Origin of the sequence: Pseudomonas gingeri, assembly GCF_013386115.1 — a bacterium.
GTDB lineage: Bacteria > Pseudomonadota > Gammaproteobacteria > Pseudomonadales > Pseudomonadaceae > Aquipseudomonas > Aquipseudomonas gingeri.
Map to the genome: position 1 here is coordinate 58,130 of NZ_JACAOR010000019.1, position 16,735 is coordinate 74,864.

Genomic DNA, 16,735 nt, shown 5'->3' on the forward strand with positions numbered 1-16,735 from the left:
CCTTAAACCGGCATCTGCATGATGTCTTGATACGCCTGGACCAACTTGTTGCGCACCTGGGTCAGGGCCTGGAACGAGACGCTGGCTTTCTGTGAAGAAATCATCACGTCCGTCAGGTCCACGCCGGTCTTGCCGATCTCGAAGGCGTTCGCCAACTGGCCAGCGGCCTGCTGGGTGTCGTTGACCTTGCCGACGGCCTTGCCGAGCAGATCGGCAAAGCTGCTACCGCCCATTTCAGGCGCCGCCACAGCCGACTTCGGTTGAGCCATGGCGTCCATCTGCATGGAACGCATGTCCAACATCAATCGATTAAATTCAATACCCTGGCTCATGGACTACTCTCTCCGGCGACCTGCAATTTTTTGACACTCGTGCAGCGGTTAATGAGGTGTTAGCAACAAGGGTGCCAGCTCCTTGTCGCCTCTGAACAAAAACCGATACACGACCGTAAAGCCGATAAATCGACTCAACTGGCGAACAAATAAGCCTCGACGTCCATGCCGGCATCGCGCATCTGCGCCAGTTTGTAGCGCAGCGTACGCGGGCTGATACCCAGGCGTTCCGCCGCTTCCTTGCGACGCCCGCGCTCGGCGCGCAGGGTGTCGATGATCATCTGGAACTCGCGCCGACGCAGGTCGTCGCCCAGGGCCCCGGCGGACTCGGCAGGCGCCACTTCGCTGGCAACCGTCTCGGCCAGCGGTGCACGCATGACCGGCAAGGGTGCACAACCGAGCGGCCCGGCCAGACAGAAATCCTCCGCCTGGATCAGTCCGCCCTGCTGCAAAATCAACGCACGCTGGATCGCATTGTCGAGTTCGCGGACATTGCCCGGCCAGGCATACCCGATCAGGCAAGCCTGGGCCTGGGGCGACAATCTAACGGCGGCATGCTTCATTTTTGCGCTGTGCTTGGCCAGCAAGCGCTCGGCCAGCGGCAGGATATCGGCGGTGCGCTCGCGCAACGGGCGCCAGGCCAGCGGAAACACCGACAGCCGGTAATAGAGATCTTCACGGAAGCGCCCCGCCGCCACTTCGCCGGCCAGGTCACGGTTGGTGGTGGCCACCACGCGGATATCCAGGGTGATCGGCTTGCGCGCCCCCACCCGCTCGACTTCACGCTCCTGCAGCACCCGCAGCAGCTTGGCTTGCAGGCCGAGGGGCATTTCGGAAATCTCGTCAAGCAGGATCGTCCCGCCGTCGGCCTGCTCGAACTTGCCCGCCTGGGCGGCGATGGCACCGGTAAACGAGCCCTTCTCATGCCCGAACAGGGTCGCCTCGAGCATATTGTCGGGGATCGCCGCACAGTTGATCGCGACGAACGGCTGGTCGGCACGATGGGATTGCTGGTGGATATAGCGCGCCAGCACTTCCTTGCCGGTCCCCGACTCCCCGGAGATCAGCACGGTCGAATCACTGCGCGCTACCCGCGCCGCCAGTTCCAGCAATTGCGCACTGGCCGGCTCGGCCGCAATCGGCCCTTCGCTCTCCACCGCGCCCAGCCGCCCCAGCGCATGACGCGCCACCAGGTCGAGCAACGCCTTGGGCTCGAAGGGCTTGACCAGATAATCGGCGGCGCCCTGGCGCATGGCTTCCACCGCCCGCTCGACCGCGCCGTGCGCCGTCATCAGCAGCACCGGCAGCAGTGGCTGGCGCGCACGCAGCAAACCCAGCAACTGGTGCCCGTCCATGCCTGGCATATTCACATCGCTGACCACCAGGCTGAACGATTCCTGCGCCACCGCCTCCAGCGCCTCCTCGGCACAGGCCACCGCACGGAACTCATAGCCGGCCAGCAGCAGGGTGTCCGCCAGCGCTTCGCGCAGCGCCCGATCATCCTCGACCAACAGGACCTTGATCATCCCGATCATCATTGTGTCTCCATGGCGCCGGGAATCAGCGGCAGGCACAACATCGCGCAGGTGCCACGCCCCAGCCGTGAACGTAATTGCATGTCACCCTGGTGCGCCCGGGCAACGGCCTTGACCACGGTCAGGCCGAGGCCGGTACCGGTGGTCTTGGTGGTAAAGAAGGGTTCGCCCAGGCGCGCCAGCACTTCGGGTTCGATCCCGCTGCCATTGTCGCTGACACTCAGGCGCAAGGTATTGCCGCGGCTGTACAGGTGCACCTTGAGGCGCACGTCGCGGCCGCTGGCCTGCATGGCATTTTCAATCAGGTTGAGCAGCGCCCCGACCAGGGTATCGCGATTGCACAGCAGCTCGCCGTCATGGCTGTCGCACTGCCAGCGGATCGCCACACCCTGCACATGGGTCTGCGCGGCTGCCTGCAAGGCCTGCAGCAACACCTTGGGCGCCAGGCGATCGGTCAGCGGCAACTCGCCACGGGCAAACACCAGCATGTCGCGAACCTGGTGTTCAAGCTCATGCAGGCGCTCTTTCAGGCGTCCGGCGAAACGTTGCTGGGTCTCCACCGGCAAGGCCTGTTCGGTGAGATGACTGGCGTACAGCAGGGCCGCCGACAGCGGGGTGCGAATCTGATGCGCGAGGGAAGCGACCATCCGCCCCAGGGACGACAGCCGCTCATGACGAGCCAGCTGATCCTGGAGGCGACGGGTTTCAGTCAGGTCATTGAGCAGCACCAACTGCCCCGGCTCGCCTTCCAGCGAACGCGTGGCAATCGACAGCCGCCGACCATCCTTGAGGGAGATTTCATGACCGTCGTCTTCACGAGGAGCAAAGCAGCGGGCGATCACCTGGCGCCACAACTCACCTTCCAGCGGCGAGCCCAGCAGCTCACGGGCGGCGGGGTTGGCCTCGCTGACAAAACCATGGGAGTCGATCACGATCACGCCGCCCGGCAGCAGATCGAGCAGGTTCTGCAGACGATTGGCCAAGCGTTCCTTTTCCGCCAGCTCGGTCATGCGCTGGGCACTGACCACGGCCAGCTCGCCCTTGAGCTCGGTGACCCGCGCCTCGAGCATGCTGTAGGAATCGGTGAGCTGCGTCGACATCTGGTTGAACAGGTTGAAGGCCTGCTCAAGACCCAACCGGCTTGCCTGCTCTACGGACGACGGTTGCCCCGGGACTTCAGGGACAGGAGACATCTGGGCGGCTTGGGGCATCGTGCTCTCTCGCTTGACTGACCGTCATTTAAACGGAACGTTGCGAGAGACTTAGCAATACCCGTGCCTAAAAAAAACCGCCCGGTTTTCAGTGACTTGAAAAACAGGCGTCAATCATCCGCCTGTTCATCACCTTCACGACGGCTCATGCCGTACTTGCGCATCTTCTCCACCAGGGTGGTGCGACGGATGCGCAGCCGTTCGGCGGCCCGTGCAACGATGCCGTTGGCATCGTCCAGCGCCTGCTGGATCAGCCCCTGCTCCAGGCCCCCGAGGTAGTCCTTGAGGTCCAGGCCTTCGGGCGGCAGCATCGCCGAAGTGCTGAAGTCCGGCGTATGGCCGTTGATCGCCACGCGCTCTTCCAGGTCGCTGCGCAGGCTGTCGACCATCTGCTCGTCTTCATCGTCGACGTAGCGGAATTTCTTCGGCAACTCGACTACGCCGATCACCCCGTACGGATGCATGATCGCCATGCGCTCCACCAGGTTGGCCAGTTCGCGAACGTTACCCGGCCAGCCATGACGGCACAGGGACATGATCGCCGCCGAGTTAAAACGGATCGAACCGCGCTTTTCGTGCTCCATGCGCGAGATCAATTCGTTCATCAGCAACGGGATATCTTCGACCCGCTCGCGCAGCGGCGCCATTTCGATCGGGAAGACGTTCAGGCGGTAGTAGAGGTCCTCACGGAAGCTGCCGACCTCGATCATGCTTTCGAGGTTCTTGTGAGTCGCGGCGATGATGCGCACGTCAACGCTCTGGGTCTTGTTGCTGCCCACGCGTTCGAAGGTGCGCTCCTGCAACACGCGCAACAGCTTGACCTGCATCGGCAACGGCATGTCGCCGATTTCATCGAGGAACAGGGTACCGCCGTTGGCCAGCTCGAAACGTCCGGCACGGCTGGTGATGGCACCGGTAAAGGCACCTTTCTCATGGCCGAACAGCTCGCTTTCCAGCAGTTCCGCGGGGATCGCCCCGCAGTTGACCGGGACAAACGGCGCGTCACGGCGCTTGGAGTGATAGTGCAGGTTGCGCGCCACCACCTCCTTGCCGGTGCCGGACTCGCCCAGGATCAGCACGCTGGCGTCGGTATCGGCCACCTGCTGCATCATCTGGCGGACGTGCTGGATGGCGCGACTGGTGCCGACCAGGCTGCGGAACAGGTTCGGTTCGCGCTGACGACCACGCTCACGCGCCTGGTCATACATCTCGCGATAGACCTGGGCACGGTGCAGGGAGTCGAGCAACTTGCTGTAGCTGGGCGGCATTTCCAGGCTGGAAAGCACCCGGCGACGCAGGTCCTCGGGAAGGTCGGTGGAAGTATTTTCACCCAAAAGCAGAACCGGAAGGAACTCATCCCAGGTTCCGAGTGTCTTTAACAAGCCCGATAGCCCCGACGGCGCATTGACTGTCCCGATCAGGACACAAAGCACCTCGCGGCTGGAAGCCAAAGAGTCGACCGCCTGCTGCCAGTCAAGGCTGGCGCAGGACAGATTTTCTTCGCCGAGAAAATTTAAAATCACCGCCAGGTCGCGGCGGCGAACGCTATCGTCATCGATCAGCAGAATTTTGGTTTCACGCCACATGCAATAGCAACTTCCCTAGTCAACTCGATGCCCGGGATGGGTGGGCAAGCTAGACGCCCGAGGTGGGATATCACCTTCAAAGACGACTTAAACCTGAAAAACAGCACTAGTTAAGTCAAAAATTCGTACGCAGTCAAATTTATGGCGCAATACGCTTCGATTAACCCTGCGTTAACCGAACAGATGGTAAACCTTTGCCGCGTTCTGCGCTTGCTGGATCTGTTGCATCTCGTCGACTATCGCCTGTCTTTCCGCCATCGCCGTTTCCAGCAACTCGCGATAGACATGCAGCAGCTCTTCCAGGCTGCTGCGCAGGGCATCTTCATCCAGTGAAGCCTCGTTGAGCACGTCTTCCATGCAGGCACGACAGGCCAGGTCCAACTGGGCAATGCTCCCCCAGTCGCGCTCGGCCAAGGCCCTGACAAGGGCTTCGCGGGTATCCTGGATACGCTGCAGTACGAGGTTCATGAAGATGGACTCCTTAAAACTGTGGACCCGGGGTACCGATGGCGTCCCAGCCTTCTTTGACCGTGCTGAGCAGGCCTGAGACTTCATCGAGGATCTTCGGATCGGACGTGATATTGGCCTCGGCCAGGCGCTTCATCATGTAGGTGTAGAGGCTGTCCAGGTCAGCGAGCGCATCCGCCTGCTTTTCCAGGTCCAGGCCTTCGCGCAAGCCGCCGACAATGCCGATGGCCTTGCCGATCGCCACGCCCTTGGCGGGAATATCCTTGCGCTCTATGGCGCCCTTGGCCTGCGCGATGCGGTCCAGGCCACCTTCCATCAGCATCTGTACCAGGCGATGAGGACTGGCCTCGGAAGTCTGTGCTTGAGCACCCACCTTCTGATATTGCCGAAGGGCTAGCATCGGGTTCATGTTCTACCTCGTCACAACTCAAGAGTTCGTATACCCAGTGTATCGCCTTTGAGTCAAAAAACTTTAACCCAAAAGGCAAAAACCCGGCGCGCGGTAAAGCGTAGCCGGGTTTTTGGCGTCAGCCCAGGAACTAGCTGGACTTCTGCGCGTTCAGGGAGCTGAAGAACGAGGTGATACTGTTCGCCGTCGCCTTCATTTGCCCGACCAGCAGGTCCATCGCGTTGTACTTGGCGGTCAGGGTTGTCGTCAGGCTCTTGACCCGCGCATCCAGTGCCGATTGCTGGCTCAACAGGCTCTTGGCCGTGCTCTGATAGCTGGTGTTGCGCTGATCGAGCATGCCGCCCAGGCGCAAACCGGTCGAGAGCGGCGTGCCCAGATACGGGTTGAGCGTATTGCTCAGACGCGACAACAGGCCGTTGCTGGAGTTGGTGCCGTTGAACAGTTGCTGTACCTGCCCGCTCATGCCGTTGGTGGCCATGGCCTTGTTGAAGGCGGCAGTATCCAGGGCCAGGTTGCCGGAGTTACTGGCGTCATTACCCGCCACCGTCAACACCCCCAACTGCGACAGCACAGCCAGCGGACCACCCGCGCCCACCGCAGTGAGCTGACTGCGGATATCGGAAATCAGCGCGCGCGGCATGGAGTCGCCGGTGAAGGCTGCCGCTACAGTCAGGTTGCCATCGGCATCCGCGGTCGCCTTGGACAGGCTGTTGATGGTGTTCATCAGGGTGTTGTAGGAGTCAATGAACGACTGGATCGACGTCTGTAATCCCGAGGTATTGGTCGTCACGCTCACGTTCGAGGTTCCCGGAGGCGTGCCTGCGTCAGCCGAGACCAGATTCATCGTAATGCCGCTGATCGCACCGGTAACCGTGTTGCTCTTGCTGGAAACGGCCAGGCCGTCGACAGTCAGGTTTGCATTCTTGGCAATCCCGTTGACCGCCCCGGAACTCGAGGCCGAGGGGTTCGCCCCCATCTCCTGGGTACCATCGATTTCCAGCCCGGCGATGCCGCTGACCGTCAGGTCGGAGCCCGCGCCCGTCTTGTTCGAGCTGATGACCAGGCGCGACGAACCCGAGCTGTCGGTCACGATGTTGGCCGAGATACCGTTGGTGCCCTGGGCCGAGTTGATCGCGTCCCGGGTGCTCTGCAACGTGGCATTGGCCGGAATCGTGACATTGTAATCAGTGCCATTTTGACTGATTTTCAGGGTACCACTCGGAATGGCACTGGACGCACCGCCGGCAAAAGAAGCACTGGCTACTTTCGAACTGGTGGCCAGGTTCTTGACGACAACGGTGTAGTTACCCGCGACCGCCGTATTATCGGAAGTGACCGTCATCACCGACGAAGCACTGGATGTCGCCGCATACCCAGCGAATGCCGGGGTCGTCGTGCTACTCAGCGTAGTGAGCGTTGCCTGGAATGCGGACAGCGCACTCTTCAGGGACGCGATGCCGGAAATCTTCAGCGTGTTGGTTTTTGTCGCGCTATCGATCTGCGTCTGCTTGGCCGATTTGTCGGCGTTCACCAGAGCGGTCACGATCGAACCGATGTCCAGGCCGGAACCCAGGCCCGTACCCGGTAAAATTGGACTTGCCATTTGCCTCTCCCATCAGGTTGCTGCCAGTCTTTTGGCCTTTACCAGCACCCAAAGAACGTACAAACACTATTCATGCCAGCTATCAGACTTTGGCGTCGAACAACACATGACTGGCATTGCTGAGGCTATCTGCCAGTTTGAGCGCTTCCGCGGAGGGGATCTGTCGAACAACCTCACCCGTTTCGCTTGCAATCACCTTGACGATGACCTTTCCAGAGTGCTCGTCGATGGAGAACTCCAGATTGCGCTTGATCGACTGTACGAACTTCTCGATCTCCTGCACCGCCAATTTCAGCTTGTCACCATCCGAGCCCTGGCTTTTGTCTGCCGCGGGATCAGCGACACTGGCGACTTGAGGAGCAGCTTGAGGCGCCTCTGGCGGTTTATCGGTCACAGTGGTCGCTGGCTTGGGAGCCGGATAAGACAAGTTAAGCTTTACGCTCATGTCCATGTCCATCACCTCCTAACGTAAAAAAGCGAGAGAGCGCGACCAGCACACTCCCCCGCCGAAACTCATTCCGAAATTACTGAAGCAGCTTCAGTACAGCGGAAGGCAGTTGGTTAGCCTGGGCCAGAACAGAGGTGGAAGCCTGTTGCAGGGTCTGCTGCTTGGTCAGGTTAGCAGTTTCTGCGGCGAAGTCGGTGTCTTGTACGCGACCTTGTGCAGCAGTGGTGTTTTCGTTGATGTTCTGCAAGTTCTGGATGGTGCTGGTCAGACGGTTCTGCGAAGCACCGAGGCTGGCACGGGTAGCACCGATGGCAGCGATTGCAGCGTCGATCGCGGTGATCGCGTTGTCGATGTTCGAAGCGGCGGCGGCGGAGGTCGCACCGGTCAGAACTACAGTACCGCTACCTACCGACAGGCTGGCGGCGTCGAACTTGGAGCTCAGTACCAGGTCGATGTGGTTGGCCGAACCGGTGTTGGCGCCGACTTGCAGGGTCACAGTACCAGCCGAGCCGTCCAGCAGGTTCTTGCCGTTCAGGTTGGTGGCAGCCGAGATACGAGTCAATTCGTCAGACATCTGAGCGAATTCAGCGTTGGTAGCGGTCTGGTCAGCAGTACCGTTGGTACCGTTACGTGCTTTAACAGCCAGTTCACGCATACGCTGCAGGATGTCGGTCGAAGCTTGCAGAGCGCCTTCAGCGGTCTGGGCTACGGAGATACCGTCGTTGGCGTTCTGGATGGCCTGGGTGTTACCGCGGATCTGGGCACCCATACGGTTGGAGATCTGCAGGCCGGCGGCGTCGTCTTTGGCGCTGTTGATTTTCAGGCCGGAAGACAGGCGCTGCATGGAGGTAGACAGGGCATCGGAAGCGCGGTTCAGGTTCTTCTGAACGTTCAACGACGTGGTGTTGGTGTTTACTGTTAAAGCCATGACGAAATCCTCGTTGGTTGGGTACTGCGGCTTCCGGCCCTGGCAACCGCCGGGTGTGGCCTAGAGAACCTTCGTAATAGTTATCGTCGGGATAGCAGGTTGCTTGAGGGCTTTTTTCAAAAAATTTGCCATCAACCTGCCACCCCTCGAAAAACAAGGGCTTAGCGCACACCCACGAGGGAAAAATGGCGCCAGAGAACTGCCCGGAAACGAGAATTTGCCAACAATGCCTCAACGATCTGCCTGAACCGCCTCCAGCAGCTCAATCATTTCGTACTGCAGGGTATCCGCCAACCCCAACCAGTCCTGACGCTCCTGACAACCGAGCATCAACAGCAACAGCCGTGTCCATGCCTGCTGGTGCACGGACGATGCCTCGGACAACAGTACCTGGACACCATCGAACAACTCGACCATCACCAGCGCCGCCTCGACATCGCGCCCGAAGCGGAACAGCGCCGAACAGCGCCAGGCCTCCTTGAGGCTGTATTCGAAGGACTTCATTGGACGAACTCCTGGTCGAAAGCGGTACCAATGATCCGCGCGCCCGCACGACTGCTGTTGAGGAAACGCACCTGCGGATGCCTGGCGATATAACGCTCCAGCTCGCAAAGGTAACGGCGGAAATTCAACTGCGTCCTGACCCGCTGGCCATTGCCGTCCTGTACCCAGTAACGGGCTTCGTTGACACCCGGACCGAGTTCGCCGTCCTTCCAGCCAGCGTGGGTCTTGTTCATCGGAAAGGCGAAGTCGGCGCCAAACAGCGTCACGCTCCCCGCCCCCATCTTCACCGCCAGGTCCACGGCCGGGTGCAGGACACTACCACCGACATACAGCACGCCCCGCCCGACCTGCTGGCGAACCGTCTCATAGACAGGGCTGAGGGAATAAGCCCCATAACGCGGCCCCTTCCAGGCTTCCAGCACCTGAGGATCGCTCATCGGCATATAGACCAGCGGAATATCCGCGGACGCCTCGGGCGGCAGATGCCGGAAGCTGATGCGCTGGTCGACGCTCACCACCAAGTCCGGCCGGATACCTTGCTCGCACAAGGGGCGATAGGCGGTATCGACGCTGATGAACAGCGGTCGCCGCGCCTGCCCACGGATGGCCCGCAGCTTGTCGAACTGCTGCTCCAGGCTCGGCCCCGTACCGATCACGTAGATGTGCTGCCTCGGCCGTGTCGCAAACAACTGCGCGACATCGCGATCAGCGGCAAAGATCTCGCGACTGTCGCGCAGACGCTGGAGGATCTCCGGCGATTGCGGGTCGAACTCACGATTGTTGAAGCTCAGATGCACCTCGCCGACCAGCCGATCGCGCATCCGGGCGTTGAAATCGTCGGCCAGGACCAGCTCGGCCGGCAGCGCAAAGAACGGAAAGAGGATTTCCGGGTGATCGGCGGCATAACTCAACTCGACCCGCGGATCGGCGAGCCATTGGTCCTGCTCCAGCAAACCGAGCACCTGCTTGAACAGCGCGCCATTGAGAATATGCACAGCGAGGCGCTGCAAGCCCGGTGCCTCCAGTAGCACCTGCTGCAAATCTCCGAGCCCGGTGCCATAGACATGCACTTGCGCGCTGCCGGGCGGCAGGCTGGAAGCCTGCAGGCGCGCTTCGGCCACCCGGTCGTGACGGCTGGTCAGTTGCACGCCGCCGACACTCAGGGTCGAGCCCTGCCCTTCGACCAGCTCCAGTGCCAGGCTATCGCCATCTTCGGCCAACAGCCGGGGCAGCAACCCCGGCCAGCGCGCCTCGATGATCCGTGCATTCAGCTCAAAGCTCTCGCTCATGTCGCCTCGCTCAATATCCACGCAAAAAAAATAGCGCTCAAGGTTAACCTACCCGGAGCGCTACTTTGCGACCTTGTCGGATCAAGGTCGATGAATAATCGCCGAGCCCCACGACAGGCCGACACCGAAACCACTGAGGGCGACGCGCTTCCAGGTGGAATCGAGGACATGCTTCTCCAGCAGCAGCGGAATGCTCGAAGACACAGTATTACCGGTCTCGACCATGTCCTTGATGAACTTCTCCGGCTCGCCCTCGAAACGACGCGCCACGGCATCGACAATCGCCGCACTGCCCTGGTGGATGCAGAACGCATCGATATCGGCCGGCTGCAGGCCGGAATCATCGAGCAGCTCGTGCAAATGCGCCGGGACCTTCAGCAGGGCGAAATTGAACACCTGGCGCCCGTTCATGAAGAACACGCCGTCGCTGACCTTCAGGTGCGGCGCACCGGCACCGTCGGTACCGAACTTGGCCTTGCCCAACTGCCAGGGTGCGTCTTCGCCCATCCAGGTCGCGGTCGCGGCATCACCGAACAGCATGGTGGTGTTGCGATCTTCCGGATCGACGATCTTCGAATACGGGTCGGCGGTCACCAGCAGGCCGTTCTTCAGGCCAGCGGCTTCCATGAAACCTTTCATGGCATAGATGCCATAGACATAACCGGAACAGCCCAGGGAAATATCGAACGCCGCCACGGTGGTCGGCAGGCCGAGCTTGTCCTGGACAATGGCCGCGGTGTGCGGCAGGCCTTCCTCGTCACCGTTCTGGGTGACGACGATCAGCGCATCGATGCTCTCGCGCTTGAGTTCGGGGTTGTTGGCGAACAAGGCGTTCACGGCTTCGACACACAGGTCCGAGGTTTCCTGCCCGGCGTCTTTGCGCGGCAGGAAGGCTGAACCGATCTTGCCCAGGATGAATTCTTCATCCTTGGCGAATTTGGCACCCTGAGCGTAGTTATCCACGCCGGCTGTCGGCACGTAACTGGCAATGCTTTTTATGCCAATCATTATGGCTTCCCAATAATAAACAGCTGAATATCACCGCTCGCAGGAATCGAGGGGCGCCGATCAACAGGGATTTGCCGTCACTCCAAAATGGAGCAGAAACGGCGCAATCGAGGGGCAATCACCGACCGAAAAGGCTCAGGCGCCCGCATCCCCGGCAAATACAATACAGTGAAGATGCGCGTTATGACTCACAGGTCACGCTTATTTTGCCCGAATGCGTGCGCGAGGGGTTATTCGATCAGCGACCAATCCAGCGGTGTGCCGCGTTTCAGGGACATGCGGGCCTTGCGCCCGAGCACGCCATCGACATGTTTCGGTGCCAGCCCCAGCCCGGGGCGGATGGCCCGCACGTTTTGCGCGGTAAAACATTCACCCTCGAGCAGGTCCTGCACGACATAGAGCGAGCGGCGGTAGACCAGGGATTTCTGCTCCGCCTCGGTGGCGCCGTAGCGCACCTGTCCAAGCGCCTGCCAGGCCCGTTCGGTTTCCACCACCAGGCTGGCCAGTTCCGCCGGTTCCAGGGAGAAACTGGCGTCCACGCCACCGGCGGCACGATCCAGGGTGAAATGTTTTTCCACCACCGTCGCCCCCAGGGCCACCGCCGCCACCGAAACCCCCACGCCCATGGAATGGTCGGAGAGCCCGACCTGACAGCCGAACAGCTCATACAGGTGGGGGATCGTCCGGATGTGGCTGTTGAGCGGCGACGCCGGATAGGTACTGGTGCACTTGAGCAGCACCAGGTCCCGGCAACCGGCCTCGCGGGCGGCGCGCACCGTTTCATCCAGCTCGGCGACACTGGCCATGCCGGTGGAAATGATCAGCGGCTTGCCCGTCGCGGCCACCCGGCGAATCAAGGGCAGGTCGGTGTTTTCGAAACTGGCGATCTTGTAGGCCGGCACGTCGAGACTTTCCAGGAAGTCCACGGCGCTTTCATCGAACGGAGTCGAGAAGGCCAGCATGCCCAGCTCCTTCGCCCGGGTGAAGATCGGCGCATGCCATTCCCAGGGCGTATGGGCCTTCTCGTAGAGGTCATAGAGCGAGGACCCGGCCCACAGGCTGCCAGGGTCCTGGATAAAGAACTCGCCCTCCGCCAGGTCCAGGGTCATGGTATCGGCGGTGTAGGTCTGCAGCTTCAGCGCATGGGCACCGGCCCTGGCCGCCGCCTCGACGATCCGCAGGGCGACGTCCAGCGACTGGTTATGGTTGCCGCTCATCTCGGCAATGATGAACGGCGGCGCATCCGGGCCAATCGTTCGCTGGCCGATCTTGAAACTAGTCATGAACCTGATCCTTCACTACACGCTCGAAACGGCTGGCCGACTGGACATAGCCGCCATGACGAAACAATTCGATCGAAGCCGGATTATCCGGCAGTACCTGCGCCTCAATCACCGTCACTTGCGGCCAGTGCCCGCACACAACCTCTTCGCCACGGGCCAGCAGCGCCCTGCCCCAGCCCAGGCCCGCCCGGCCGTCAAGCAAGTACAGCGAGACCTCGGCGCGGTTGACCGCGAGGTCGTAGCGCAGCACGCCCACCGGCCCCTCTTGCGCTTCGGCGACCAGCAGCAGGCATCCGGGGTCGCGCAGCTTCGCCGCCAGCCAGACCCGGTGCGCGTCCCAGTCGATCGGCGCGGAGTTCAAGGAAGCGCTGCGCACCGACGGCTGGTTGCGCCCCTCAAACAACAGGCGCGCATCCTCCAGCGTCACTTGCCGCAGCTTCAGGGCTGAACCGGCCAGCGCCACGGCGAATCGCCGCGCGCCCAGGCCATCGACCAGGCGCCGCGAGCGTTCGGCCAGGCTCTGCCGCAGGCCGATATTGCCCAGCACAAAACCCACCGCCTGTTTCAGACCGTCGACACTTACCGTCTGGCTGGTGCCGAGATAGATATGCATGCCAGCCGCGGCCAGGCGCTCGGCGTTGGCCTGCTGATTTTCCGCGACGGCGATGCACAGGGTCGGCAATCCCAGGGCGGCGCGCTCCCAGCTGGTACCGCCGCCGGCGCCGATAAACAGATCGGCCTGGGCCATCAGTGCGGCGAAATCTTCAACGAATGTCTGCACCCGCCATAACGGACGATCCGCCGCCATGGCCTGCAACTGCGCCAACTTCGGATTGGCGGTACCGGCGACAAAGTCCACCTGCAGATCATCGAAGTCCGCCAGTGCACACATGGCCTTCCAGGTTTCGCCGGCGCCGTCGAGCCCACCGAAATTCACCAGCACCCGCTGCGCCTGGCTTCTGATCGGCACCGGCGCACGCTGGAAGTCATCACGGATCAGCGCATAGCGCGGCCCCAGCAACTGGCGACAGGGCTGCAAGGCGCGCCGGGAAAAATCGCGATCGCCGGCGGTGAAGTTCTGGTCGAAAAGGATATCCACCGCATGCTGGCGGTTGTTCAGGTCATCGATGGCCGCGATCTGCCAGCCCCATCGGCGAGCGGCTGTCTGCCAGTGATGATCGAGTCCGTAATGGTCGACCACGATCCAGTCAAAACCGCGATCGCCTGCCAGGCAGGCTTCCAGGGCAGCGATATCGGCCTGCCAGGGCAACAGCGCCTCGATACCCAGGGCCGGATTCTCCCCGCAATACAGGGGCGGCAGCACCAGCGCGGCAAACCCCTCCTGCGCCAGGCGGGCAAAGGCATTGCCGGGCAACTCCCGACAGGCGAACAGCACTTCGGCGCCCATGTCGCGCAGCACCCGGGCCAGGGTCAGACAACGCGCGACATGTCCGCTGCCGATGGCCGCCGAGGCGTCGGCACGCACCAGCACTCTCACGATTCCAGCTCTCCGGCCGCCTTCAGGGCCGCATACAGGTATTCCGCCCGACGCCAGTCCTCGGGGGTATCGATATCCTGGACCAGATGGCGCGGCAAACGCACCGGCAGGCTCTTCTCGGAAAACAGCACATCGCCGCGCAACCAGGCAGCACTGCGCCCCCAGTAGAATTGCCCGGCATCCTGAAAGGCCGGCGGCAGATCCTGGGAGCGGGTCTGCCGATGCTCGGGGTAAAGCGCGGTCAGCGCTCCTTCGTCGGTCAGGGTCAGGGCCCGCTGGATCGGAAAGCCGAACTCGCAGACCGAAAACGCAAAGGATTTTTCCCCATGCTGCTCCAGCAGCGCCAGGCCCTGGCGCAGGAAACGGGTTTGCAGCAGCGGTGCAGTGGCATAGAGGCAACAGGCGTAGTCGAAGGTCTCGCCCTGTTGCTCCAGCGTCTCGATGGCATGCACGATCACCGCCGCCGTGCCGGTGAAATCGTCGGCCAGGGCCGCCGGCCGCACGAACGGCACCAAGGCCCCGTGCTCACGGGCCAGGGCGGCGATTTCCGGATCGTCGGTACTGACCATGACCCGATCGAACAGGCCGCACGCCAAGGCGAGCCGAATCGAACGCGCGATCATCGGCTCGCCATGGAACAGCTTGAGATTCTTGCGCGGGATGCGTTTGCTGCCACCCCGTGCCGGAATGATCGCAATCGCACTCAAGGGCGTTTTTCCAGGAGGAACCAGTTCACATCGTCAACCGGGAACTGCGGATCGCGGTGATAACCGAAACCGTAGTCCAGCAACTGCAAATCCCGATAGCGATCGAGCATTTCCCCGGCGAAGTCACGCTTGAACAACTTGCCGCTGTTGCCGCGATAAGGCACCTCAACGGGTACCGGATTGTAGTACTCGGCAATCAGGATATAGCGTCCGCTCAGTGCGTACAGTTGCTCATAGGCGGTCGCCAGCAACTCGGGCGCCAGGTGAATCAGCACGCCCTTGCTCAGGGTCAGGTCGAAACGGCGCTCGCGTGGGTAGTCGAATAGCGAGCCCTGCCAGATCTCGGCGATACCCAGGCTGCGCGCCTGCTCGCAAGCCCTGGCGTTGATCTCGACGCCCTGCAGGGCACAACCGGGCAGGAGCCGGTGCAGGGCCTGCAGGTTGTTCCCGGTATTGGTACCCAGTTCCAGCAGGCTGCCGAGCCCGGTGGTTCGCGCCAGGGCCTTGGCAAACAACGCCAGGTTGGCGGCGATCAGCGCCGGCCCCTGGTTGCGGCCCACGTATTCGTCGCCGAACTCGCCACGCCAGAAGACTTCCTGTTCGCTGAACTCACGCATATCTGACTCTTATCCTCGGAGCATTGATCGTGTTTAACCGACAAGCTTGCGTAATTGTTCGACCACATAGTCTTGCTGTTCTTCAGTGAGCAACGGGAACAACGGCAAACTGATCGCTTCGCTGAAATAACGCTCGGCTTCGGGAAAGTCGCCGTCCTTGAATCCCTGCTCACGGTAATACGGCTGCAGGTGCACGGGAATGTAATGCAGGTTCACACCGATCCCCGCCGCCCGCAGTGTCTCGAAGACATCGCGCTGGGTGACCTTGACCCGATCCAGTTGCAAACGCACCACGTACAGGTGCCAGGCAGACTCGGCACCCGCCTGCGCGGCTGGCAGGGTCAAGGGCAGATCGGCCAGCAAGCGGTTGTAACGGGCCGCCAGCTCCCGCCGTCGGGCGACAAAACTGTCGAGTCGCGCCGTTTGCGAAAGGCCCAATGCCGCGTGCAGGTCGGTCATCCGGTAATTGAAACCCAGCTCCAGTTGCTGGTAGTACCAGAGACCGTGCTCGGGCACCTTCATCTGCGCCGGATCGCCGGTAATACCATGACTGCGCAGGCGACGCAGGCGTTCGGCCAGTTCGGCGCTGTTGGTCAGGACCATGCCGCCTTCGGCCGAGGTGATGATCTTCACCGGATGAAAACTGAAGATGGTCATCGCCGCATGGGCGCCGCAGCCCACCGGCCGACCGAGGTAGGAGGCGCCCACCGCATGGGAGGCGTCCTCGATCAGGATGAAGCCATATTGCTCGGCCAACCCGGCGATGGCGCGCATATCGCAGCTCTGGCCGGCAAAGGCCACGGCCACCACCACCTTGGGCAAGCGACCGGTCACTGCCGCGGCTTCCAGCTTGTGCGCCAACAAGCGGGCATCGAGGTTCAGGGTCGAAGGGTCGATATCGACAAAGTCCACCTCGGCGCCACAGTAGCGACCGCAGTTGGCCGAGGCGACAAAGGTGTTCGGGCTGGTCCACAAGCGGTCACCAGGCCCCAGGCCCGCTGCCAGGCAGGCAATGTGCAGGGCCGCCGTGGCATTGCACACCGCCACCGCGAAGTCGGCCTGGCAATGTTCCGCCAGTGCCGCCTCGAACCGTGGGATGGTCGGCCCCTGGGTCAGCCAGGGCGATTTGAGCACCTCGACCACGGCATCGATATCTGCCTGTTCGATACTCTGGCAACCATAAGGAATCTGGTACGGCGTCATGGCAACAGCTCCAGCGGGGACCGATCCGGCGTCCAGTGAATGAAATTACGCCCGAACGAGCCGGTGTCACCGGAGATGAAAATCGATTTGCCGTTGAACATGCCGT

The 16,735-nt window shown here is 61.7% G+C and carries 17 protein-coding genes; all 17 read right to left on the reverse strand.

What is annotated here, in order from left to right; genetic code table 11:
• Positions 1-2: 2 nt before the first annotated feature.
• On the reverse strand, positions 3-332 hold the full coding sequence (gene fliE / locus HX881_RS31585) for a flagellar hook-basal body complex protein FliE (protein ID WP_042934624.1): 330 nt from the start codon (positions 330-332) through the stop codon (positions 3-5).
• Positions 333-466: 134 nt separating this feature from the next.
• Entirely contained in the window at positions 467-1,858 is a 1,392-nt protein-coding gene (fleR, locus tag HX881_RS31590) for a sigma-54-dependent response regulator transcription factor FleR (RefSeq protein ID WP_177088655.1), read from the reverse strand.
• A gap of 8 nt (positions 1,859-1,866) precedes the next feature.
• Positions 1,867-3,060, reverse strand: coding sequence for a sensor histidine kinase (locus HX881_RS31595; protein ID WP_177088501.1), 1,194 nt, complete (start codon positions 3,058-3,060; stop codon positions 1,867-1,869).
• A gap of 128 nt (positions 3,061-3,188) precedes the next feature.
• The gene (locus HX881_RS31600) at positions 3,189-4,664 is read right to left on the reverse strand and encodes a sigma-54 dependent transcriptional regulator (protein WP_017124430.1); all 1,476 of its coding nucleotides are present in this window, start codon (positions 4,662-4,664) and stop codon (positions 3,189-3,191) included.
• Between the two features lie 171 nt (positions 4,665-4,835).
• On the reverse strand, positions 4,836-5,132 hold the full coding sequence (fliT, locus tag HX881_RS31605; protein WP_017124431.1) for a flagellar protein FliT: 297 nt from the start codon (positions 5,130-5,132) through the stop codon (positions 4,836-4,838).
• Between the two features lie 13 nt (positions 5,133-5,145).
• On the reverse strand, positions 5,146-5,541 hold the full coding sequence (gene fliS, locus HX881_RS31610) for a flagellar export chaperone FliS (RefSeq protein ID WP_042934626.1): 396 nt from the start codon (positions 5,539-5,541) through the stop codon (positions 5,146-5,148).
• Positions 5,542-5,671: 130 nt separating this feature from the next.
• Complete coding sequence (fliD, locus tag HX881_RS31615; protein WP_017124433.1) at positions 5,672-7,144, reverse strand: flagellar filament capping protein FliD; 1,473 nt, start codon at positions 7,142-7,144, stop codon at positions 5,672-5,674.
• 82 nt (positions 7,145-7,226) lie between these two features.
• The gene (locus HX881_RS31620; protein ID WP_042934660.1) at positions 7,227-7,595 is read right to left on the reverse strand and encodes a flagellar protein FlaG; all 369 of its coding nucleotides are present in this window, start codon (positions 7,593-7,595) and stop codon (positions 7,227-7,229) included.
• Between the two features lie 73 nt (positions 7,596-7,668).
• Complete coding sequence (locus HX881_RS31625) at positions 7,669-8,520, reverse strand: flagellin domain-containing protein (protein WP_042934627.1); 852 nt, start codon at positions 8,518-8,520, stop codon at positions 7,669-7,671.
• A 231-nt stretch (positions 8,521-8,751) separates the two neighbouring features.
• Positions 8,752-9,024: a hypothetical protein gene (locus HX881_RS31630; protein WP_177088503.1), complete on the reverse strand. Its 273-nt coding sequence runs from the start codon at positions 9,022-9,024 to the stop codon at positions 8,752-8,754.
• Positions 9,021-10,313 (reverse strand): motility associated factor glycosyltransferase family protein, encoded by a 1,293-nt coding sequence (locus HX881_RS31635; RefSeq protein ID WP_017124437.1) that lies wholly within the window; start codon positions 10,311-10,313, stop codon positions 9,021-9,023. Before HX881_RS31635 ends, HX881_RS31630 begins: the two co-directional genes overlap by 4 nt.
• A gap of 81 nt (positions 10,314-10,394) precedes the next feature.
• Positions 10,395-11,321 carry a ketoacyl-ACP synthase III gene (locus HX881_RS31640; protein ID WP_017124438.1) on the reverse strand — a complete coding sequence of 309 codons (927 nt, stop codon included), beginning with the start codon at positions 11,319-11,321 and terminating at the stop codon, positions 10,395-10,397.
• 230 nt (positions 11,322-11,551) lie between these two features.
• Entirely contained in the window at positions 11,552-12,604 is a 1,053-nt protein-coding gene (pseI, locus tag HX881_RS31645; RefSeq protein WP_177088505.1) for a pseudaminic acid synthase, read from the reverse strand.
• Positions 12,597-14,102 carry a UDP-2,4-diacetamido-2,4,6-trideoxy-beta-L-altropyranose hydrolase gene (pseG, locus tag HX881_RS31650; protein WP_177088508.1) on the reverse strand — a complete coding sequence of 502 codons (1,506 nt, stop codon included), beginning with the start codon at positions 14,100-14,102 and terminating at the stop codon, positions 12,597-12,599. The genes pseI and pseG overlap by 8 nt, the downstream gene beginning before the upstream one ends.
• Complete coding sequence (gene pseF / locus HX881_RS31655; protein ID WP_177088510.1) at positions 14,099-14,809, reverse strand: pseudaminic acid cytidylyltransferase; 711 nt, start codon at positions 14,807-14,809, stop codon at positions 14,099-14,101. Before pseF ends, pseG begins: the two co-directional genes overlap by 4 nt.
• Positions 14,806-15,426, reverse strand: coding sequence for a pseudaminic acid biosynthesis-associated methylase (locus HX881_RS31660; protein ID WP_177088512.1), 621 nt, complete (start codon positions 15,424-15,426; stop codon positions 14,806-14,808). The genes pseF and HX881_RS31660 overlap by 4 nt, the downstream gene beginning before the upstream one ends.
• A gap of 33 nt (positions 15,427-15,459) precedes the next feature.
• Entirely contained in the window at positions 15,460-16,629 is a 1,170-nt protein-coding gene (gene pseC / locus HX881_RS31665; RefSeq protein ID WP_177088514.1) for a UDP-4-amino-4,6-dideoxy-N-acetyl-beta-L-altrosamine transaminase, read from the reverse strand.
• Positions 16,630-16,735 lie beyond the last annotated feature (106 nt).